At 65.4% G+C, this 19,790-nt stretch carries 16 protein-coding genes and 1 riboswitch; of the genes, 2 read left to right on the top strand and 14 right to left on the bottom strand.

Annotated elements, in window-relative coordinates; all coding sequences use genetic code 11:
* Positions 1 to 11: 11 nt before the first annotated feature.
* Genes N551_RS0125180 through hydA form a run of 4 tightly spaced genes read right to left on the bottom strand, consistent with a single transcriptional unit; the run spans position 12 to position 4,656 of the window.
* A complete protein-coding gene (locus tag N551_RS0125180; protein WP_027569262.1) occupies positions 12 to 1,448 on the bottom strand; it encodes an NAD(P)-binding domain-containing protein in 1,437 nt (478 codons plus the stop codon).
* Complete coding sequence (locus N551_RS0125175; protein WP_027569261.1) at positions 1,445 to 2,194, bottom strand: SDR family oxidoreductase; 750 nt, start codon at positions 2,192 to 2,194, stop codon at positions 1,445 to 1,447. The genes N551_RS0125180 and N551_RS0125175 overlap by 4 nt, the downstream gene beginning before the upstream one ends.
* A gap of 1 nt (position 2,195) precedes the next feature.
* Complete coding sequence (locus tag N551_RS0125170; protein ID WP_027569260.1) at positions 2,196 to 3,170, bottom strand: NAD(P)-dependent oxidoreductase; 975 nt, start codon at positions 3,168 to 3,170, stop codon at positions 2,196 to 2,198.
* Positions 3,171 to 3,186: 16 nt separating this feature from the next.
* Positions 3,187 to 4,656: a dihydropyrimidinase gene (gene hydA, locus N551_RS0125165; RefSeq protein WP_027569259.1), complete on the bottom strand. Its 1,470-nt coding sequence runs from the start codon at positions 4,654 to 4,656 to the stop codon at positions 3,187 to 3,189.
* A gap of 56 nt (positions 4,657 to 4,712) precedes the next feature.
* Between hydA and N551_RS0125160 the strand changes: the two genes are divergently transcribed.
* Complete coding sequence (locus N551_RS0125160) at positions 4,713 to 5,375, top strand: aspartate/glutamate racemase family protein (RefSeq protein ID WP_027569258.1); 663 nt, start codon at positions 4,713 to 4,715, stop codon at positions 5,373 to 5,375.
* On the opposite strand, the gene N551_RS0125155 is transcribed toward N551_RS0125160, so the two are convergent.
* The 7 genes from N551_RS0125155 to N551_RS39005 form a co-directional block, all read right to left on the bottom strand.
* Positions 5,372 to 6,040, bottom strand: coding sequence for a flavin reductase family protein (locus N551_RS0125155; protein WP_027569257.1), 669 nt, complete (start codon positions 6,038 to 6,040; stop codon positions 5,372 to 5,374). The two genes, N551_RS0125160 and N551_RS0125155, sit on opposite strands and share 4 nt — an antisense overlap.
* Before the next feature lie 5 nt (positions 6,041 to 6,045).
* Positions 6,046 to 6,978 carry an N-carbamoyl-D-amino-acid hydrolase gene (locus tag N551_RS0125150; RefSeq protein WP_027569256.1) on the bottom strand — a complete coding sequence of 311 codons (933 nt, stop codon included), beginning with the start codon at positions 6,976 to 6,978 and terminating at the stop codon, positions 6,046 to 6,048.
* A 136-nt stretch (positions 6,979 to 7,114) separates the two neighbouring features.
* Positions 7,115 to 8,410: an aminotransferase class III-fold pyridoxal phosphate-dependent enzyme gene (locus N551_RS0125145; RefSeq protein ID WP_027569255.1), complete on the bottom strand. Its 1,296-nt coding sequence runs from the start codon at positions 8,408 to 8,410 to the stop codon at positions 7,115 to 7,117.
* A gap of 10 nt (positions 8,411 to 8,420) precedes the next feature.
* Positions 8,421 to 10,001, bottom strand: coding sequence for a hydantoinase B/oxoprolinase family protein (locus N551_RS0125140; RefSeq protein WP_027569254.1), 1,581 nt, complete (start codon positions 9,999 to 10,001; stop codon positions 8,421 to 8,423).
* Complete coding sequence (locus N551_RS0125135; protein ID WP_027569253.1) at positions 9,998 to 12,007, bottom strand: hydantoinase/oxoprolinase family protein; 2,010 nt, start codon at positions 12,005 to 12,007, stop codon at positions 9,998 to 10,000. Before N551_RS0125135 ends, N551_RS0125140 begins: the two co-directional genes overlap by 4 nt.
* 460 nt (positions 12,008 to 12,467) lie before the next feature.
* Positions 12,468 to 13,895, bottom strand: coding sequence for a PepSY domain-containing protein (locus N551_RS0125130; RefSeq protein WP_027569252.1), 1,428 nt, complete (start codon positions 13,893 to 13,895; stop codon positions 12,468 to 12,470).
* An 11-nt stretch (positions 13,896 to 13,906) separates the two neighbouring features.
* A complete protein-coding gene (locus tag N551_RS39005) occupies positions 13,907 to 16,279 on the bottom strand; it encodes a TonB-dependent siderophore receptor (RefSeq protein WP_027569251.1) in 2,373 nt (790 codons plus the stop codon).
* 116 nt (positions 16,280 to 16,395) lie between these two features.
* Positions 16,396 to 16,598: riboswitch (cobalamin riboswitch) on the bottom strand.
* A gap of 72 nt (positions 16,599 to 16,670) precedes the next feature.
* Between N551_RS39005 and N551_RS0125120 the strand changes: the two genes are divergently transcribed.
* Positions 16,671 to 17,243, top strand: coding sequence for a histidine phosphatase family protein (locus tag N551_RS0125120; protein ID WP_027569250.1), 573 nt, complete (start codon positions 16,671 to 16,673; stop codon positions 17,241 to 17,243).
* On the opposite strand, the gene cobT is transcribed toward N551_RS0125120, so the two are convergent.
* From cobT to N551_RS0125105, 3 genes are read right to left on the bottom strand one after another with little or no spacing between them, the layout of a single operon-like run.
* Positions 17,244 to 18,296: a nicotinate-nucleotide--dimethylbenzimidazole phosphoribosyltransferase gene (cobT, locus tag N551_RS0125115; RefSeq protein ID WP_027569249.1), complete on the bottom strand. Its 1,053-nt coding sequence runs from the start codon at positions 18,294 to 18,296 to the stop codon at positions 17,244 to 17,246.
* A gap of 15 nt (positions 18,297 to 18,311) precedes the next feature.
* Positions 18,312 to 19,061, bottom strand: a complete 750-nt coding sequence (cobF, locus tag N551_RS0125110; protein WP_027569248.1) for a precorrin-6A synthase (deacetylating) — start codon at positions 19,059 to 19,061, stop codon at positions 18,312 to 18,314.
* A gap of 44 nt (positions 19,062 to 19,105) precedes the next feature.
* Positions 19,106 to 19,783, bottom strand: a complete 678-nt coding sequence (locus N551_RS0125105) for an energy-coupling factor ABC transporter permease (protein WP_027569247.1) — start codon at positions 19,781 to 19,783, stop codon at positions 19,106 to 19,108.
* Positions 19,784 to 19,790 lie beyond the last annotated feature (7 nt).

The following is a 19,790-nucleotide window of genomic DNA, read 5'->3' as shown; positions in this document are numbered from 1 at the left end:
CGCATGGACAATCATCGCGATTCCTCCATGTTTCGCGCCGGCCGCGTGACCACGGCCTGCGGCACGTCATAGGCGCGGAGCGAGGCCCAGTGCCGTTCGACATCGGCGCGGAACAGGCCGCGCGTCAGGCCATTGACCAGCTTCGGCACTGCGGTCGTCATCGCGTTGATCGACGATCCCGACGGACCAAAACTCATGGTGGAGGCGATGGCGAAGAGATGGATATTCGAGATCCACGGCGTTTCGCCCGCGACACGTTCGGTGAAGGCGTAATCGTCGGCGAGATAGGGAAAGCGGCCGAGCCGCGCGTTGCGTTCGCTCTCCGGGGGCTCGTAGCGGTCGGCCCAGGTTGCGATATTGCCGGCAAATGCCCTCAGCTCGCCACGGCCGGAAAAATCCATGTCGATGCCGGTGCCGCAGATGACGAAATCCGCTGCGATGACGCCGCGCGGCGTCTGCAGTTCGATGCCCTTGCCGGTCTCGCGCGCGGCCTCAAGCGGCGCGCCCTCGTGCAATGTGAAATTGGCATGGCGCGCGCAGCGATCATAGGTCGGCTGCGGAAAGCCTTCGCGCATGTCGAGGATGGTGCGCATGAAGCGCCAGCGCCACGCATCGTCGAGATCGCTGAGATGGCGGAGGAAGCCGCGAAAAGTCAGCCAGCGATAGGGCTGGATCAGCTGGATCTGCGTCCGACGACACAGCAGATGCACCTCCGCCGCGCCAGCCTCCAGTGCGGTTGCCGCATTGTCGAAGGCAGATGCGCCGGCGCCGATCACGGCGACGCGCTTGCTGCGAAAATTTTCGAAATCGATGTCGTCGGCGACGGTTGCGACCGAGCCGGCCGGCAGTTCGCGCAGCGGCTCGGGGATCATCCAGTTCCCCATTCCCTCCTGCCCGGTCGCCAGCACGATCTTGCGCGCATAGAGCGTCTCGATACCGCCGCCACGTTTCACGCGTGCGGCCAGCAAACCATCTGCCGCGGGCCGGATTTCCAAGAGCTCGCAGCCGTTGCGCACGGGCAGGCCGATCGTGCGCCGCAACCAAAGCAGATACTCGGCCCAGTGTCCGCGCGGAATCAAGTCGAGTGTCTGCCAGCTATCCTTGCCGAAGCGGGCTTCGTGCCAGGACTGGTAGGTCAGGCTCGGAAGATCGAGGTCGGGTCCTGTATAATCTTTCGGGCTGCGCAGCGTCGGCATGCGGGCATAGGTGAGCCAAGGGCCTTCCATCCCCTCCTCGGCCTTGTCCAGCAGCAGGATGTTGCCGACGCGGGAGCGCATCAGGCCGAAGCCGATGGCAATGCCGGATTGGCCGGCGCCGACAACGAGCACATCCAGCGCCGGCTTGCCGTCCGGTCCTGTCTTCGGTTCGAGCCAGGCGGCACCGGGATGCGCGATCCGCGCGAGATCGGCGCGAACGTTCACTTCCAGCTCTGTCAGCGCATCACTCATGCCGCGAGCCAGCCTCCGTCGACCACCATCACGGTGCCGGTCGTAAATGAGGACGCATCGCTGGCGAGATGCAGCGCGGTCTGCGCGATCTCGTCGGCCTGGCCGAACCGCTTCATGGCATGGCGGTCGCGGGAAGCCTCGCGCACCTCGTCTGAATTGGTATGACGGGCGAAGCTGCGGCGAAGCATCGGCGTGTCGATCGCACCGGGCGCAATCGCGTTGACGCGAATGCCGTCGGTCGCGAAGTCCACGGCCATGGTCCGGGTCAGGCTGACGATCGCGCCCTTGGCGGCGATATAGGCGCTGTTGCCCTTGCCGCCGGCAATCGCAAGCTGCGACGCCAGCGTGATGATCGAACCGCTCTTCTGCCGCTGCATCTGCGGCACGGCCGCCCGCGCCCACAGCCAGGTGCCGCCGACATTGGTGCGGAACACCGCATCCCAGTCGTCCGGGCTCGTTGTCAGCACCGTGCCGCCGCAGGAGAAGCCAGCGGCAGTCATCAGGATGTCGAGCCGACCGTGTCGCGCCATAACCTCTCCGACGACGGTCTCGGCAAAGCTGGCATCGCCGACGTCACCGACATGCGCCGTCGCTCCACCCACCAGGCTCACCGTTTCCTGAAGTCCCACGGCATCGCGATCGACCAGAGCGAGCTGCGCGCCCTCCTCTGCAAACAGCTTCGCGCTGGCGCGGCCGATACCCGAACCCGCGCCCGTAATGATGGCCGTGCGCCCTTGCAGCCGCATCTCAGATCCACTCCTTGTGCTGCGTCAACCAGGCGCTCATCGCAGCCGCCGACTCGGCGCAGCCGAACCTCGCCCGCCAGCCGAATTCATCCGCCATCCGATTCACCGACAGCGGCGCGCGATAGGCCCCATGCAGCTTGATGACGGTTTTCTCGCCGGGCGCCGCGAGCCGGCATTGCAGGCCGGGATGCAACGCTGCATAGGCCTCGCCCCATTGCAGCGCAGGCCAAAGCCCTCCGCGGGAGATGTTGTAGAGCCGGTGACGCGGCCGCTCGGCTTCGATCAGCAGTGCGACGGCCTCGGCCGCATCCGGCGCGTAGATCCAGTCCCGCATGCCCACTTCGGGCATGACCGCCGGCTCGCCCCGGGCGAACGCGGCCAAAATCTGGAACTGGAGGCTTGGCGTGTCGCGCACGGAGCTCGGTCGCTCCCACGGGCCGAACAGGGCGCTCAGCCGTACGCTCAGGAAATCGCCGCCGAAGAGCTCGGCATGACGCGCAACCGATCGCTCCGAGGTGAACTTGCTGATGGCGTAGAACGAGACCGGATCGCAAGGCGTTTCCTCGTCGAGAATCTCGACCCGCGCACCCGTGGCGCCGTAGGCCGATGCCGAGGAGAGATTGACGACCCGGCGCACGCCATGCCGGATCGCGGAGAGCAGGATCGGGATCTGGGCCATCACGTTGATCTCGAGAACGCGCGCGGTCGATGCTCTCTCCAATTCGTCACCGGCGGTGATCGCAGCTCCAAGCACGATCGCATCAACGCCTTCGGCGATGAGGGCATCGATGGCATCTGCGTCGGTGATATCGCCCTGCACGGCTTTGAGTCGGGCGCCGTAGTCGGCAAGAGACCGCCGCGCGGATGGCGGCAACTCTGCACGGTCATACAGCGTCACGTCATGCCCGCGCGCGAGCAGCGCCTCCGCAACATTGAGGCCGACAAAGCCGGTGCCGCCGAAGATGAAGATCTTCATCGCGCGCGATCCACCATCACAGCAGCTTTGCCCCGAAATTCCGCTCCGGATCCATGTCGGCGACGAGCCGTCCCGTCGGCTTGGCCGCCTCGCCCCCGCTGCGTGCCAGGAACTGCCCGCTACCGGGGTTCGCCAGACACTTGTTGCCGTCGATGATCACCCGGCCACGCGACAGCACTGACACGGGCCAGCCCTTCAGCTTGCGCCCTGCAAACGGCGTGTAGCCGGCGAGGTCGTGCATCATCTCGTCGGCGATCACGGTCTCGCGATCGGGATCCCAGATCGCGATATCGGCATCGGCGCCGACCGCGATCGAGCCCTTGCGCGGATGCAGATTGTAGATCTTGGCCGGCGCCGTCGAAGTCAGCTCCACGAACTTTTCCAGGCCCAGCCGCCCTTTCGACACCATCGCGTCGAACAGCAACGGCAGCCGCAGTTCCAAGCCCGGCAGGCCGTTGGCGACCTGCTTGAAATTGGGATTGGGGCCGGCGCGCAGCTTGCCGGTTTCGTCGTAACGATAAGGCGCGTGATCCGACGAGATGGTCTGGAGATCGCCGAGCGACAGCGCCTGCCACAGCGCCTCCTGGTCGGCATGCGTCCGTGGCGGCGGACTGCACATCCACTTGGCGCCCTCGGCGCCCGGCTTGTCGAGATCGGCGGCGGTCAGGAACAGATATTGCGGACAGGTCTCGGCAAACACCTTCAACCCCTGCCCGCGCGAGTCGCGGATGACCTTGGCGCCCTCGGCGGTCGAGACGTGGAAGATCATGATCGGCTGGTCGATCAGCGCCGCCATGCCGATCAGCCGGGTGAAAGCTTCCGCCTCGGACACGCGCGCGTGGCTGACGGCGTGGTATTTCGGCATCGTGTAGCCGCGCGCGAGCAGGCGCTTCACCATCCAGGCGATGATGCCGTGGTTTTCGGCATGGGCGCACAGCATCGCGCAGGACTGGCGCGCGGCAAGAAGGATGTCCAGCAGCGGCTCGTCGTCGACCTTGAGCCGGTCATAGGTCATGAAAATCTTGATCGAGGCATGGCCCTGCTTCACCAGCGCCGGAATGTGCTCTTCGACCGTTTCCTTGGTGGCATCGGCGATGATCATGTGAAAGGCGTAGTCGATCACGGCGCCCTTCTTCGCCAGCGCGTGATAATCCTCCACCACCTGCGGCAGCTTCATGCCGACATGCTGCGCGGCAAACGGGATCACCGTGGTCGTACCGCCAAAGGCGGCCGAGACGGTCGCGCTCTCGAACGTGTCGGCATTCATGATGCCGGCAGCGGACAACTGCTCGATATGGGCGTGGCTGTCGACGCCGCCTGGCAGCACCAGCTTGCCGCGGGCGTCAATCTCGCGCTTCGCGGACGGAAGCCCGCGGCCGATCGCGGCGATGGTTTCGCCGGAGATGGCAACGTCGGCTTCAAAGACGTCGGTCGTCGTCGCGACGCGCCCACCGCGAATGATCAGGTCGTAAGTGGGTTCAGTCATGAGGCACTCCATGATAGGCTCAAGCCAAGTGATCGAAATTTTGCAGGAAGACCAGCATGTCCCGACCGCGCATTCTCGTCATCAATCCGAACTCCAATCCTGCGGTCACGCAGGGGCTGGAGGACGCGCTGAAGCCGCTCGGTTTCGAGGACGGGCCGGAGCTGGTCTGCCAGACGCTGGCCGAGGGACCGTTCGGCATTGAAAGCCAGGCCGATGTCGACCGCGTCGCCATGCCGCTGCGCCGGCTGGTCGAGGGCGACAATAGCTCGGCTGCCTTTGTCATCGCCTGCTACAGCGATCCCGGGCTTCAGGTCTGCCGCGAAGGCACCGACCGGCCCGTGTTCGGCATTGCCGAGTGCGGCGTGCTGACCGCGCTGGCCCGCGCCGAGACCTTTGGCGTCATCGCGATCGCCCAGCGCTCGATCCCGCGGCACATGCGCTATCTCAGGCAGATGGGACTGACCGAACGCCTCGCCGGCGAGCGGCCGCTCAACATGAGCGTCGCGGAAACCGCCTCGGGCGAAGGCACGCTGGCGAAGATGATCGAGGTCGGCCGCGCGCTGCGCGACGAGGACGGAGCTCGCGCCATCGTGATGGGCTGCGCCGGCATGGCGCGCCATCGCCGTCCCCTCGAAGACGCGCTCGGCATCGCCGTGATCGACCCGACACAGGCGGCGGTCACCATGGCGCTGGGTAGCGTGCAGTTCTCGAACCACTAGGCGTCCTTCAGCTCTTTGGCGTCCTGCCGCGCGAGCCATTGCGCGTGGCTCTCGCGGACAAGCGCAAACGTATCCCTCTGCGTCGTGTAGAGATTGCCGAACATGCGACCGATCGGCCGGTAGGCGTCGAGGTCGACATACATATTGGCCTCGTCGACGAGGCCCTCGCGGGCGTGAACCCGGAGGACCTCGCCGACCAGCAGTTCGCGATCGGGCGAGAAGGTCAGCGCGACATGGCGCCGGCATTCGAGCGCAAAGGGTGCCGCGGCGAGGCGCGGCACCTTCACGTCTACAGAGGGAAGCGTCGCCAGCCCTGCCGCAGCGACCTCGCTGTCGCCGGACGGGAAATCGACAGCGCAGTCATTCATCGCCGCGGAGAGCGCCTCATCAACCATGTGAACGACGAACTCGCCGTCGCGATGGATGTTGCGGGTGGTGTCCTTCGGGCTGTGATCCGGCTTGTGCTGGAGACCGAGCACGATCAGCGCCGGACTCTCCGAAAACACGTTGAAGAAGCTGAACGGCGCGGCGTTGACCGCCCCGTTGGCATCGAGCGTCGTCACCAGCGCAATCGGCCGCGGCACCACCACGCCGCAGAGCAGCTTGTAGCGGTCGCGCGGATCGAGTTCGCGCAAGGATATGCCGGATGTGCTCTGGCCAGTCATCGACGTCACGTCTCCGGCGGCGGCACCGCGCCGGTACGGCTGGTGATCAGGCCGTAATGCTCGATGCGGCGGTGCTGCGCGAAATTGAAGATCGTGGTCTTGCCGAAGGTGGTGGCATCGAGGTCGCAAGGGTGGACCAGCAGTTCGTCCTCCTCCGTCTTCGCTTCGGCGACGATTTCGCCATTGGGATCGACGATCAGGCTGCCGCCGAACAGCGGGTGTCCGTCCTCGTTACCGGCCTTGGCCACCGCGACGACCCAGGTCGCGTTCTGATAGGCGCCGGCCTGCGCCGAGAGGCGGTTGTGGAAAAGGCGTTTCTCGACGCCCTCATCGCTCCTCTCCGCATTAACGGACGGCGTGTTGTAGCCGATCAGCACCATCTCGACGCCTTGCAAGCCCATGACGCGATAGGTCTCGGGCCAACGCCGGTCGTTGCAGATGGCCATGCCAATGATGCCGCCGAGCTCGCGCCAGACATTGAAGCCGAGATCACCCGGCTCGAAATAGCGCTTCTCCAGATGCTGGTGCGAGCGCTTCGTGTCGTATTCCACATGGCCCGGCAGATGGATCTTTCGATATTTGCCGACGATCTTGCCGGATTTGTCGGTGAGAACAGCAGTGTTGAAATGATGCCCGTCCGGCGTCAGCTCCGCATAGCCGAAATTCATCGCCATCTGGTGCTGCGCCGCGCGCTCGAACAGCGGTTTCGTCGCCGCGTTCGGCATCTCGCGCTCGAACCAATTGTCGAACTCAGTCCGGTCCTCCGCATACCAGCGCGGGAAGAAGGTCGTGAGCGCCAGTTCCGGATAGACGATCAGGTCGGCGCCCTTGCTTTTGGCCTCATCCATCAGCGCGATCATGCGCTTGACTACGGCCTCGCGGCTGTCGGCTTTCTGGATCGGGCCCATCTGGGCGGCGGCAACATTGACGATACGCATCAGCGAATTCCTGGTGATGTCTTGTGTGAAGATAAAGTTTCAATCACGTGCCGGCGCGAGCAGCATAACGCAGCATCGCCCGGACTTTCCAGCCCGTGCCTGCCGATCGGCACAGTGTGCGTTGCACGATCTAACCTCATGTCTGCTCGTCATCCGCAACATCGAGACCGTGGTCGAGTGCATCCAGAAGCTGCCCGGCCTCATGCTCGGAGATCACCAGTGGCGGCGCGAGGAACAGCGAAGTCTGCTCGCCGCTGGTCCCGATCACGGCGCCCGCCTCCAGCGCCCGCTCCGCGACCCGCGAGGCAATCGGCACCTCGGTGGTGTCGGCGTGCCAGGAACGCCAGTCCGGCCCGTGCAGCTCCACGGTCCAGTGCAGCCCCTGCCCAGCCACACGCTGCACGCTTGGATGTTTCTGCGCGATGGCGAGAAGGCGGCGGGTGAAAAGCTTTTCGAGGCCCCTCACGTGCTCCAAAATCTTGTCATCGTTGACGACCTTCAGATAGGCGCTGACGGCAGCCATGCTGATGGGATGCCCGCGCAGCGTGCCGTAATTCTGCCAGCTCGTGCCCTTGAGCCGCTCGACGACGTCCTTCGACACCACCACCGCCGCAACCGCCGCCGCGCCGCCACCGAGCGATTTTCCGAGTGTCACGATGTCAGGACGGCTTTCGGCGCCCTGGAAGGCGAACCAGCGCCCGGCGCGGCCGGCGCCGGTCACCACTTCGTCGGCGATCCAGTAGGAGCCAGCCTGCCGCGCGCACCGCGCCACCTCGTCCTGATAGGCGCCGTCGTAGTAGATGCCGCCCTGGGTGTAGTCGATGATCGTCGCTGCGGTATCCGAAAGCAGGCGCGTGGCATCGGCCAGATATTCGCTGGGGGGAACATTGTTGGCCGGCGCGCCGTAGATCGCGCCCTGCGGCGCCGGCAATATCCGCACCGGCGCCATCGGCGCCGGCAGCTTTGAGCCGCCTGAATGCACCGCAAGGCCGCCATGCCATTGCGGCTGCACCGTCATGCTGCGCGACAGGCCCGTAATGCCGTGATAGGCGCGTTCGCGCGTCGCCAGCGCGGACCGCTGAGTCAACGCCTGGCACAGCGACAGCGCCATGTCATTGGCCTCGCTGCCGCTGATGCAGAATCGCACCGCGCCGACCCAATCCTCTTCGCCTCTGAACGCGGTGGCCATCAAATCGTCAGCGGCCTGCTCACGGCCGACCCAGGTCCACCCCTCGTTCACGACGGGCGTATCCGCGGCGCGGCGGATCGCCTCCACCATCGCGGAATGACGATGTCCGAGGCCGCCGCCGGTGTTGCTGCCGTCGATGAGCTTGCGACCATCCGACAGATGGAAATAAACGCCCTCGCCGCCGACCACGGCCATGGGCGCGCTGTCGCCGGCATTCAGCCCGGTTCGCAACAATCTGCTCATTGCAATCCCTTCATTGCGCAGCCTCGGCACCATAGCCACCGCCGCCGCACGTCTCGATCGTGACGAGATCGCCTTGCTGCAGCACCAGGTTCGACTTGCCGTCGATCGCGACGTTCGCGCCCTGCCGGATCAGCGAGATGCTGCAGGCCTTGCCGGGCTCGCCGCCCTGCATGCCGAACGGCGCCATCACCATGCGCTCGATGCAGGTGGTCAGATGCATCGACGGTGCCAGGATGCGATAGCTACGAGTGACGCCGTCTCCGCCGCGATGGGCGCCCGCGCCGCCGGACCGCCAGCGAATGGCCTGCTGCTCGACTTGGATCGCGTAATTCGCCTCGATTACCTCGACCGGCGTATTCGAAGTGTTCGACAGATGCACCCGCGTCGCCGAGATGCCGGCCCGATCGTGCCGCGCGCCCTCGCCACCGCCGTGGACCTCGTAGAGCATCTTCCATGAACCGTTCTGTCGCGGCTCGGCGAAGAACAGGACGCCCGCCGTGGTCGCCCCACCGGCCGACAGACGTTCGGGAATGGTGTGCTGCATGGCGCGGAAGATCGCATCGACGATGCGCATCGAGGTCTCGTGATTGCCGGCCGCAACCGAGGCATTCCACCCCGGCTCCAGGATCGAGCCCGGGCGCGTGACGATGGTCAGCGGCCGCAACGCGCCCGCGTTCTGGTTCATGTCGCGCCCGCTCATGATGCGCGCGGCATAGGCCACCGCCGAACGCGCCATGAACGACGTCGTGTTGCAGAAATTCGAGACGCGGTCGCAGCTTCCCGAGAGGTCGAAGGTAGCTTCGTCGCCTGCAATGGTGATCTTGACATGAATGCGCGCAGGCGCGTCATCGACGCCGCCGTCGTCCAGATAATCCTCGCCCTCGTAGACGCCATCAGGCAGATCGCGCAACGCCTCGCGCATCTCGATTTCGGAGAGATCGTGCAGGCGCGACTGCGCCGCCGTGAAGACCGCCTTGCCGTGCTCGCGGCAGAGCTCGACGATGCGCTTCTCACCGGCTTTCGTTGCGGCGATCTGAGCGAGAAGATCGCCCTCGCAGGATTCGGGATCCCGAACATTGGCCTTGAGCAGCTGCACGATCGGCGTATTGACGCCGCTTGCCGTGGCGATCAGAACCGGCGGAATGCGCATCGCCTCCTGGAAGGTGTCGATGGCTTTCGCAAAATAGCTGCCGGGCCAGGTGCCGCCGATATCGGGCCAATGCGCGAGGCTGACCGCGAACGCGACGATCTCGCCATCGACGAAGACGGGCCGCACGACCTTGACGTCGTTGAGATGATTGCCGCCGAGCGGGCCGACATTGTAGATCAGTGCGTCGCCGTCGTTCAGGCTGTCCCGCGGCACCACCTTCAGCAATTCGAGGACCGTGTAGGCCATCGCGCCGAGATGGATCGGGATGTCGCGCCCCTGCCCGACCAGGTCGCCGCGGCCGTCCGTGATCGCCGACGAGAGGTCACCGGCCTCGCGCAGCAGCGGCGAGCGCGCCGAGCGCGTCATCACCAGGCTCATCTCCTCGGCCGCGGCCGAGAGCCCGTGCCTAATGACCTCAACGACGAACGGATCGAGCTTCATGCGGCCCCCCGCCTCAGGAACAGATTGCCTGAAACATCAGGCCTTGCCTGCCAGCCGGGCGGGACCACCACGGTCGACCATGCGTCTTCAATGATGGCCGGGCCGCTGACGATTTCGGTCAGCGAGGCACGGTCGATGATGCTTGTGGCGATGTCGTGAAAGCCATCGAACGAGCAGATGCGCTCGCCTTTGGAGACCGTTCTGACCGCGACGGCCGGCCGGCTCACGACGGTCGTCGATGGACGGCGTGCCTGCACCCGCACGGATTCGATGACGCAGCTCTCGCCCGTCGCATAGCCGAACAGCTCGTGGTGCCGGGCCAGAAAATCCTTCTTCAGCCTGATAATCTCGAGCGGTCGCGCGAACGGCACCGGAATGGCGTCGTTCTGCGCCGCGTAGCGCATCAAGGCCACCAGTTCGACCCGAATTTCAGTCGTGGCAACGCCGTTGGCGATGAGCGGCGCCGAGGCATCATCAATCAGCACCCCGATCCGCTCCGACACGCGGGCGAGGTCGATGCCGTCAAGCGCAGCACGCAAGGTTTGCTGCTGGAGGAAGCTGAAGTCGGCGGTGAGACAGCCCAGTGCCGAAAACGCACTCGACGCGCTGGGAACGACCACCTCGGCAATCCCGTAGAGATCGGCAAGGCCCGCGACATGCATCGGGCCACCACCGCCAAAGGCGAGCAGCGTGCAGTCGCGCCCGTCGATGCCGCGCTCCACGGTGACGCGGCGGAGCGCACGCGCCATTGTCGCATTCGCGACCTTGATGATGCCGAGCGCGGTTTCGGTCAGGCTCAGCCCCAAGGCGCGCGCGATCGGCGCGATGACATCACTGGCTGCCTTGATATTGATTCCGATCCGGTCGCCGAGCCTGGTTTCGGGATTGAGATAGCCGAGCACGGCGTTAGCGTCGGTGATAGTCGGCTCGGTACCGCCGCGGCCGTAGCAGGCCGGTCCCGGCTCGGAGCCGGCGCTTTCCGGTCCGACGGTCAGGCCGCCGGGACCATGGCGCACGATCGATCCGCCGCCCGCTCCGATGGAATGAACCGCAAGCATCGGCTGACGCAGCGGCTTGTCACCGAGCATGCGGCCGTCGGTCATCTCGGCCTGGCCGTCGACGATCAGGCAGACGTCGGTCGTGGTGCCGCCCATGTCGAACGTCAGCATCCGCGATGTGCCGAGCTGACGCGCGATGCTGACCGATGCCGAGACGCCGGCCGCCGGACCGGACATCGCCATCACCAGCGGCCGCCGCTTCACGGCCGAGATCGGGACCATGGCGCCGGCCGAATGAAACACCTGCAGGCCGGGGCCGATCGGCAGCCGCTGCTCCAGCTCGCTGAGATATTCCACCGCGATCGGCATGGCGGCCGCGTTGAACACGGTTGCCGAAGTCCGCTCGTATTCGCGCGCCTCGGGATTGACCTCGTGCGACAGCGAGACGTGGGCAACGACGCCCTTGAGCCGCTCGCCGAGCATCTTCTCGTGCACCGGATTGGCGTAGGCATGAAGCAGCGCGACCGCGACGCTCTGCACGCCGGTTGTTTTCAGCCACGCCACCAGGCGCTCGATCTCCGCCTCATCCAGCGCCTTCAGTACCTGCCCCTCGTGATCGAGGCGCTCGGCAAGCCCAAAACATCGTTCCGGCGGCACCAGCGGCGGCGATTTCGGCGGGATGTCGAGACGGTAGAGATCGCGGCGGCGATAGCGCGCGATCTCCAGCACGTCGGCAAAGCCTTCGGTCGCGACCAGCGCCACCTTCGGCAGCCGTCCTTCGACGATGGCGTTGGTCACGCGCGTGGTGCCGTGGACGAAGCGCTTGACCTCGCTCTTGCGCAGGCCCACCGCCTCGATCGCCTCCAGCATCGCCTGAACCGGAGCCTGCGGGCGCGATGGCACTTTCGCGATCCGTACCTCCGCGGGGGAGTGTCGGATCGCGATGATGTCGGTGAAAGTGCCGCCGATATCGGTGCCGACTTCCCAGTGATTTTCGTCAGCGCTCATGTGTGGATCAGCTGCGGAAGACATTCGAACCGGACGGCGGGTGGTTCCCGTCCGTCGCGAAATTCAATCCCAAGCCGAGAGCGCTCATCGTCATCCCCTGTCATGCCACCGCTTGCGAGCGTGCGACAGAGCGATGGGCTCGGGATAGGTCAGAGTTGTCGCAACGCACTGGAGCAGCCCGCGACCGGCGCGGCGCGCCAAGGCACATTTTAGGGCAGCGCTGCCCGCGGGGAGTGCAGGACAGTGCGGATCGTTCCACGCGAGATAAGTGCGGCGCACCACGAGTTTTCCCGGACGAAACGCGACATCCGCTGCACTGCAATCCACACGCCGCGCACGGACTGTCTAATTTGCAGGCGATCGACCGGCGCTACGGGCCGTGCGATTGCTCACGAGCTATGCATGGCAGTCGGTTCAGCCTCTCTTTATTGTACGATCAGTAAGCAGTGATTTTGCCCGCTCAACGCATCGCGACCAAGCGGCGCCAGCCGATGACGATGCCCGTGATGGAGAACAGAAGGCCGAGGGTGCAGAGCCCGACGACCAAGCCGTCGCGCAGCAACGGACGCGTCAGCAGGACCGGAAAATCCAGCGTGTGCAGCGCGCCGTAGAACCAGCGATAAGCCCGCCGCGACGAATCCAGCCTTTGCAGCAAATTGCCGTCGGCGCCGTCGATGTCGAACCAGAGGTCACCGCAGTACGAGCGGTAGACCGGGGCGCCCGGGACATTGGACTGCGCGGGATAGTCGTCGTTGTCGGCAAGTACGGATGGTGCGCCGCAGCCGGCCGCGAGGCGCGCGGTCAGCCCCTGGACCTCCTGCCCATCCAGAGATCCCGTTGGTTCATCGCGGGGCGCGTCGCCTGCCTTGATCAAGGTCTGGCCGGCAAGGCCCGTCCGGTCCCGCCGATAGAGAGTGCCGTTGAAGGCAAACCATTCGATCTCGCGGGTCGACGGCGATATAGGCTGCCGATCGAGCGATGCAGCCGCCCCCCAGTTCGGTGAAGCGTTCATCACGCTGGATTCAGCCGAGGTCAATTGCCCACGCGAGAACAGCCGCCCATGATCCATGGAGAGCCAGCCGCTGAAAATCCAGGTCAGTACGAACACCATGGCCGCGAGGCCGATGAGATGATGCAGGGCATGCCAGCCACGATAGGGCGAGCCGATCAGACCGCCTCGAGGTTTGATCCGCGCAAGCCCGAGCACAGCGCCAAGCAAAGCTGCGATCAGGGCCAGCAGCGACAAGGTCCAGACCACCCGATCCCACAGCGACCAATTGCTTCGCAGAACTGTCGGATAGATCCAGTGCAGGACACTTCCGGCGAGATTCCATCCGCGCTCGCGGCGCGTCGTATCCAGGACGATCTCGCCGGTGAGCGAGGAGACATAGACTTCCGTCACGCCGGCGTCACCGAGGGCAACCCGAAACAAGGGCCGGTGGCGGTCAAAGCCGTTCGGCACGCTCCATTGGTCGTAGTCCGCGCGTGCGACGATCGCGGCCCGCGCGGCATCCAGCCCGCGGCTGCGGGCGTGATCCCGCGCGATGGCCAGCGCGACGTCGGAAGACGCGACCGACGCGTCGACCCCGTGGGCGGCGAGGACTGCGCCTGCGCGCGATGGCCCCGAAACGACATAGACTGGTCCGTTGCTGCGCTGGATCAGGCGAACGCGCGTCGCATCCGCGATCCCGCTCGCGGCAACAGCATCGGCGACCGCAAGCCTCGTCTCGGCGCCATCCAGCGGCACGAGCCCGGCAAAGCGTTCCGCTTCCGTCAGGGACGGAAACGGAACGAAGTGCATCACGATTCCCGTCGCGAACCACATCGCGAACAGCAGGCAGAACGCGATCCCGAGCCATCGATGCAGCAGGACGATCGCGCGCATCATCGGTCAGCGTCCTACCATTTGAACGCGGCCGAGATCTCATAGGTCCTGGGCGCGCCCAGCAGGATCTGGTCTGGATAGAACGGATCGCCCCAGATCGCGTAACGCTTGTCGGCGATGTTGCGCACCCGGAAGCTCAGGCGGGCCTGATCGACCGCGTCGAATACCGTCTTGGGGATGTCGACGAAGGCGTAGACATCGGCCACGGTATAGGCCTTCAGCGTCACGGTGTTGGCATCGGTGTTGTAGCGGTCGCCGACATGGCGGCCGATGATGCCGAGCTCAACCGCCCAGGGCGCGAAGAAACGGTACGACGCGCCGGCATTGGCGACGACGCGCGGCACGTTCGGCGGCGTATTGCCGGAGAACGAGCCGCCGACGAAGTCGTAGTCGGCATAGCGGGCGTCGACATAGGCGATGTTGCCCCAGAGGCGCAGCGGCTCGATCGGACGCACCGCGGCGGCAAGCTCGACGCCCTTCGATTCCTGTCGCCCGGCGAGGTTGAGCTGCATGCCGCCCGCCGCCGCATAGACGTTCTTGCGCAAGATGTCATAGGCCGAGAACGACCACTCCGCCCGATTGTCCCAGAACAGGTGCTTGACGCCGGTCTCGTAGGTGCGCGCGGTGGTCAGGTTGAGCGAATCGGTCGGATTGAGCAGAAAGATGTTGTTGGCTGCGATGTCGGCGCCGGTCGCGTATTGGCTGAAAAAGGTCAGGCCCGGAACGGCTTCCCACGTGTAGCCGATACGGCCCGTCGTCGGGACCCAGGATTGCGAGAACGGGAAACCCGCATTCACAAGGCCCGTCTTGTCCGTCGAGTTGCGGTCGAGCCCGATATGCTCGACGCGGAGGCCGCCGACTAACGCAAAGGTCCGTGTCAACTTCAACCGGTCCTCGAACGACAGCGCCTCGTTGTCGATCCGCGCGGTCTGCTGCTTAGTCGTGAGCAGGCCGTAATAGCCGCGATCGGGATTGACCAGCGAGACGGAATCATCGGGGAAATTTGCGGCGCCCGGCCTGACGAAGTCGAGGTAACTCGACGATAGCGTCGTGACCAGGCGGTTGTCGAAGCCGGCGATATTCGCATCCCAGATCAGGTCGGTGATGTTTCCGACCAAGCGCTGGCTGTGCGCGACGTAGAAACGCTCGCGATCCACCATGTTCGAGTTAGGGAGGCCCGAACTGGCATTGAACGCCTCGACCTCATTGTTGAACCATGTGCGCTCTGCGCCATAACCATAGGCCTGGCTTTTCAGCGTCAGGTCTGGCGCAAGCTTCAGCTCGAAACCGCCGCGCAACCACACCTCCTGCGCGACGTTGCGATTGTCGAGGACGTTGTAGTTCGTGTTGAAGGTGCGGTCATCGATCGTGACCGCACCGAGATTGGTTTTGTTGTAGTTCGAGACGTAATTGCCGGACACGATCCCCGTCGTCGCGTGCGAACCACTGAAGGCAATCGGCACCAGCGGCGCACCCCAATAGGCTTTCGAGCGATCCTCGCGGTATTCGATCGCGCCCCAAACCTTGAGGCTGTCGGAGATGCGGTAGTTGAGCTGGCCCGAGACGTCGAGCGTCTTGGTGTTGGTGTCGTCGGCAAAGCCGTTGAGCGAAGAACGACTGACGTCGAAGCGGTAGTCCAGTCCCTGCACGTTCGTGCTGCCGCCCGATCCGTAATGCGCCCGGAACGAGTTCAGCGAATCCCAGGAGAAATCCGCCTCGTTCCGGATCGGACCGGTGTGCGGCTGTTTGGTGACGAAGTTGATCGCGCCGCCGGCGGCGCCCTCGCCCGACATCAGCGAGGCCGGTCCCTTCAGGAATTCGACGGCCTCCAGGTTGGCCGTGTCGGTGATCCGCGAGGTCATGTTCTGCGGACCGATCTTGATGCCGTTGTAGAGCGTGTTGATCTGGCTGTTGGTGAAGCCGCGCATGGAGAAAGCCGAGGGCTCCGCCGGATTGTCGCCAGCTGTGACGCCCACCGCTCCCTGCGCGACGTCGGAGACGGTGCGGTAGCCCTGCTCGCGCATGGTTGCGGCCGAGATCACCTCCACGGTCGCGGGCGTTTCGCGAACGGTCAGGCCAAGGCGCGAGGCGCTTTCGGCCACGGCATTGGTATTGAGCGGCGTCTGTGCTGCCGCAGTCGGCACGACAGGCTTGGGCACTGCGGATGCAGTCTCCGGCCGGCGCGCTGCTGCGCGGCGTGAGCTCTGCGCGTCACGTCCGGCCGGGCTGGCCTGCCTGCGGGATTGTGGCGCCGGCACCTCGACGGGCGGCAGTGGCTCGCGGGCCTGCTGCGCCAACGCCGCTGGCATGTCGATGGCGATGAAAGATGTGAGAGAAGCGCATGCCAGTAGGAAACGGCATGGTCGTACGATACAAAGGGAATACACGGTCTTGGACCTCGGAGTGACGTCAGTGGCACGTCACCGCGAACCAAGGTCCCATCTTCCGGCTCATAAGCCTTCCGATGAAGCCGAATGTCTGTACTCCCCGACCGACATCTTCGCGTGTGACCACGGCTGACGGCAGGTCTCCTGGCTCGCGGGTCACTACCTTGCGTCGCCTTCCCGGGACCGAGATACCCAGTGGCATGTGATGCAAGATTCGCCGCTTACAGTTGCGGGGGCAGCCACGGCATTGAGGACAATGTCCCCGCACCGCATTCCCTTTTCATCCCCTCTCGGGGAAACCGTCGCGAGCATCTAGGATTACGATCCAGACGGAGTCAATGTGCCAGTTGCGGCGTTATTGCCACAACGACCAGTTTCCTTGGAGATAAGCATGGAAGGCGAGACCTTCCTCTGGCTGATACGGCACGCGCCCGTCGATGGCGTCACGGGGACGATCCATGCGGCCGATGCGCCGGCCGATCTCGGCGCTCGCGCGCAGCTGGAGGCGCTGCGGCAGCGCCTGCCGCGCGACGCCGCGAGCTATGCCAGCCCCTCGCGGCGCACGGTCGAAACGGCCCGCGCGCTGGGGCTCGAGCCGCTGCAGCTGGACGAATTCAGCGAGCAGAACTTTGGCGACTGGACCGGCCGTCGGCATGACGAACTCGCCGCGACCGGTGACGAGGCCTATGCACAGTTCTGGAGCGATCCGGCGCGCGGACGGCCGCCGGGCGGCGAAAGCTTTGAGGAACAGGTCGCGCGGGTCCGGCTGGGTCTGTCAAGGGTCGGCGCCGGGGCCGCAACGCTCGTCGTGCATTCCGGCACGATTCGCGCGGCGCTGTGCATCGCGCTCGATCTGACACCACAAGCTGCCCTGCGCTTCGTGATCGATCCGCTGTCGCTGACCAGGATCGACCGGCTCGCGACCGGCTGGCGCGTCGTCTACGTCAATCAGCGGACGATTTGATCAGGCCGGACGATCAGGCACATTGGCCTGCGCAAAGGTCGCCATGCCATTGTGGAGCGCACAGGCCGACCGCACCAGCGGCAGCGCGATTGCCGCGCCCGATCCTTCGCCGAGCCTGAGATCGAGGCTGATCAGCGGTTGCACATTCAGCGCGCGCAGCACCAGCCGATGGCCCTGCTCCGCCGACTGGTGCGAGGCCAGCAGGAACGGCTGGCACGAGGGGTTGAGCCGCGCCGCCGCCAGCGCCGCCACCGACACGATGAAGCCGTCGATCAACACGGGGATGCGACGCTGGGCAGCCGCGATAATTGCACCGCAGATGGCCGCGATTTCGAGACCGCCGACGGCGCGCAGGATCTTTTCCGGCGAAGCGCCCGCAATGCCATGGCGTGCGATCGCGGCGTCGATCACCCGCGCCTTGTGCACACGGCCGGCCGCGTCAACGCCGGTCCCGCTGCCCGCGATCTCCTCCGCACCCACGCCGAGCAGGCTCGCCGCGATTGCCGCCGATGTCGTGGTGTTGCCGATACCCATCTCGCCGAAGATCAGAACATCGGGCTGCCCGGCCTGCGCGCGCATCACCGCACGTCGGCCGGCTTCGAACGCAAATGCCAGCTCTGCGGGGGTGAGCGCAGCTTCGATGCTGAAATCGCGCGTGCCGCTGCGCGGCTTGTCGGTCACGATTCCAGCCATCTCCTCCTGCGCCAGCGTGCCGGCGTCGATAACCTCCAGGCTGGAGCCCAGCTCACGCGCGAGCACCGAGATCGCGGCACCGCCGGAGGCGAAGTTCGCCAGCATCGCGATGGTCACTTCCTGCGGATAGGCCGAGACGCCCTGCGCGACGATACCGTGATCGCCGGCGAAGATGATGATCGGCACCCGCGCCGCGCGCGGTTGCTTGGTCGCTTGCAGACCCGCAAGCTCGATTGCGAGCTGCTCGAGCCGGCCGAGCGCGCCGGTCGGTTTCGTCAGTTGCGCCTGCCGCGCCACCGCCGCTTCGCGGTGGACTGCGGAGATGTCGGGGCATTGTTGGGTGACCCATTCGGGGAGCATGCTGCCTCGCTTGCCTCACAGGCTGCGCTTGAGGATGTAATTGTCCATGATCCAGCCGTGCCGTTCGCGCGCCTCTTGCCGCACCGCGACGATGCGCGGGCCGATCTCGGCCAGCGCGCCGGACATCACGATCTGATCGGGCATGCCGAGATAGGCCCCCCACCAGATGTGCAGGCCCGCCGGATCAAGCGACTGGAACGCCGTGCCGCCGTCGAGCATCACTACCACGGTATCGACATCTGCCGGCCAACCGCCATCGCGCAAGCGGCGTCCGGTCGTGACCAGAAACGGCTCGCCGATGTCGTTGAGCGGCATGGCATGCGCCGCGCACAGCGCCTGGATCGAGGTGATGCCGGGCACGACCTCGATCTTTGGTGAGGGATTGAGCCGCCGCGCAATGCGCAGCGAGGAGTCGTAAAGCGAGGGATCGCCCCAGATCAGCAGCGCGACCTTGCCCTCGCCTTCGAGATGGTCCCCGATCGTCTGCGACCAGACAGCGGCGACGGCATCGTGCCAATCGTCGACGCCCTTGCGATAGTCCGCTTCAGCGGCGTCGCGGACGGGCAGATCGAACTCGGCGATACGAGTCGTGTCGCTGGTGAGCACATCGGCGCAGATCGTCCGCCTGAGATCGGCGAGATCGGATTTTGCGGTTCCCTTGCGCGGGATCAGGACGAGATCGGCCGCGTTGATGGCAGTGATCGCGGCGCGCGTGAGCTGCTCGGGATCGCCGCAACCGATGCCTATCAGGGAGAGCGTGAGCATCGTAGCTGCGAAGGGCGGCCATACCGGCCGCCCTTCGCTTGTCTCTAGGCCGCGTTGTGCAAACGCGGAGTGACGAGGCCGGCCGCGGTGACGCCTCGCAGCGACTTCGCCAGCGCCAGCACGCCGAGATCGGCGAGCGGCTCGATCACGATAACGAGCGCATAGGACGCCGCGAAGGTCGCAATGTTGGCGAGGTTGGTCGCGCCGAAGCCGGAGCCATAAATCGCCCAGAACGCCACCCAGGCGATGACACCCGCCTGATAGGTCGTCGAAAGCGCCAGCGCCTGGCGGTACTTCAGATCGACATAGGCCGTGTTGCTCGAAATGATCCGCGTGGCGATCGCCTGGATCCCGAACAGCGGCACCAGCAGCGTGGTGACGTTCATGCCATATTGCGGCAGGTCGGGCGGCTCGAAGAAGATGCCTTGGAACAGCAGGCCGAACGCGAGGCCGAAGGCCGCAGGCGCAGCTCCAAACAGCAGGAACAAGGTCGAGCCGAGGATGAAGTGCACTTCGGAGACGCCGACCGGGAAGTGCGGCAGGATCTCGAAGAAGACGAACACGAGGCCGGTGGTGGCGAGCGTGCGCGCCGCGAACGACGTGATGCCCTGCTCGCGCACGGTCTCGACCGCGAGCTTCAAGGCAACGCCGCCAACGGCGATGCCGGTTGCGTAACTCAGCACGAGCTTGGCGTCCGAGACTAGTCCGGGTTCGATATGCATGGCTCAG

This window comes from Bradyrhizobium sp. URHA0013, from assembly GCF_000518345.1.
GTDB lineage: Bacteria > Pseudomonadota > Alphaproteobacteria > Rhizobiales > Xanthobacteraceae > Bradyrhizobium.
Note: the sequence above shows the minus strand (reverse complement) of the source record. Positions and strands in the feature narration are given on the sequence as shown.

Excerpts from the sequence above, each read along its gene's own strand:
- N551_RS0125175 (WP_027569261.1), bottom strand. The coding sequence starts at position 2,194 with ATGCGGCTGCAAGGGCGCACGGCCATCATTACGGGCGCGGGTTCGGGT.
- N551_RS0125130 (WP_027569252.1), bottom strand. The coding sequence starts at position 13,895 with ATGATGCGCGCGATCGTCCTGCTGCATCGATGGCTCGGGATCGCGTTC.
- N551_RS0125120 (WP_027569250.1), top strand. The coding sequence starts at position 16,671 with ATGGAAGGCGAGACCTTCCTCTGGCTGATACGGCACGCGCCCGTCGAT.
- N551_RS0125105 (WP_027569247.1), bottom strand. The coding sequence starts at position 19,783 with ATGCATATCGAACCCGGACTAGTCTCGGACGCCAAGCTCGTGCTGAGT.
- cobF (WP_027569248.1), bottom strand. The coding sequence starts at position 19,061 with ATGCTCACGCTCTCCCTGATAGGCATCGGTTGCGGCGATCCCGAGCAG.
- N551_RS0125140 (WP_027569254.1), bottom strand. The coding sequence starts at position 10,001 with ATGAAGCTCGATCCGTTCGTCGTTGAGGTCATTAGGCACGGGCTCTCG.
- N551_RS0125160 (WP_027569258.1), top strand. The coding sequence starts at position 4,713 with ATGTCCCGACCGCGCATTCTCGTCATCAATCCGAACTCCAATCCTGCG.
- N551_RS0125180 (WP_027569262.1), bottom strand. The coding sequence starts at position 1,448 with ATGAGTGATGCGCTGACAGAGCTGGAAGTGAACGTTCGCGCCGATCTC.
- N551_RS0125155 (WP_027569257.1), bottom strand. The coding sequence starts at position 6,040 with ATGACTGGCCAGAGCACATCCGGCATATCCTTGCGCGAACTCGATCCG.
- hydA (WP_027569259.1), bottom strand. The coding sequence starts at position 4,656 with ATGACTGAACCCACTTACGACCTGATCATTCGCGGTGGGCGCGTCGCG.
- N551_RS0125170 (WP_027569260.1), bottom strand. The coding sequence starts at position 3,170 with ATGAAGATCTTCATCTTCGGCGGCACCGGCTTTGTCGGCCTCAATGTT.
- cobT (WP_027569249.1), bottom strand. The coding sequence starts at position 18,296 with ATGCTCCCCGAATGGGTCACCCAACAATGCCCCGACATCTCCGCAGTC.
- N551_RS0125150 (WP_027569256.1), bottom strand. The coding sequence starts at position 6,978 with ATGCGTATCGTCAATGTTGCCGCCGCCCAGATGGGCCCGATCCAGAAA.
- N551_RS0125145 (WP_027569255.1), bottom strand. The coding sequence starts at position 8,410 with ATGAGCAGATTGTTGCGAACCGGGCTGAATGCCGGCGACAGCGCGCCC.
- N551_RS0125135 (WP_027569253.1), bottom strand. The coding sequence starts at position 12,007 with ATGAGCGCTGACGAAAATCACTGGGAAGTCGGCACCGATATCGGCGGC.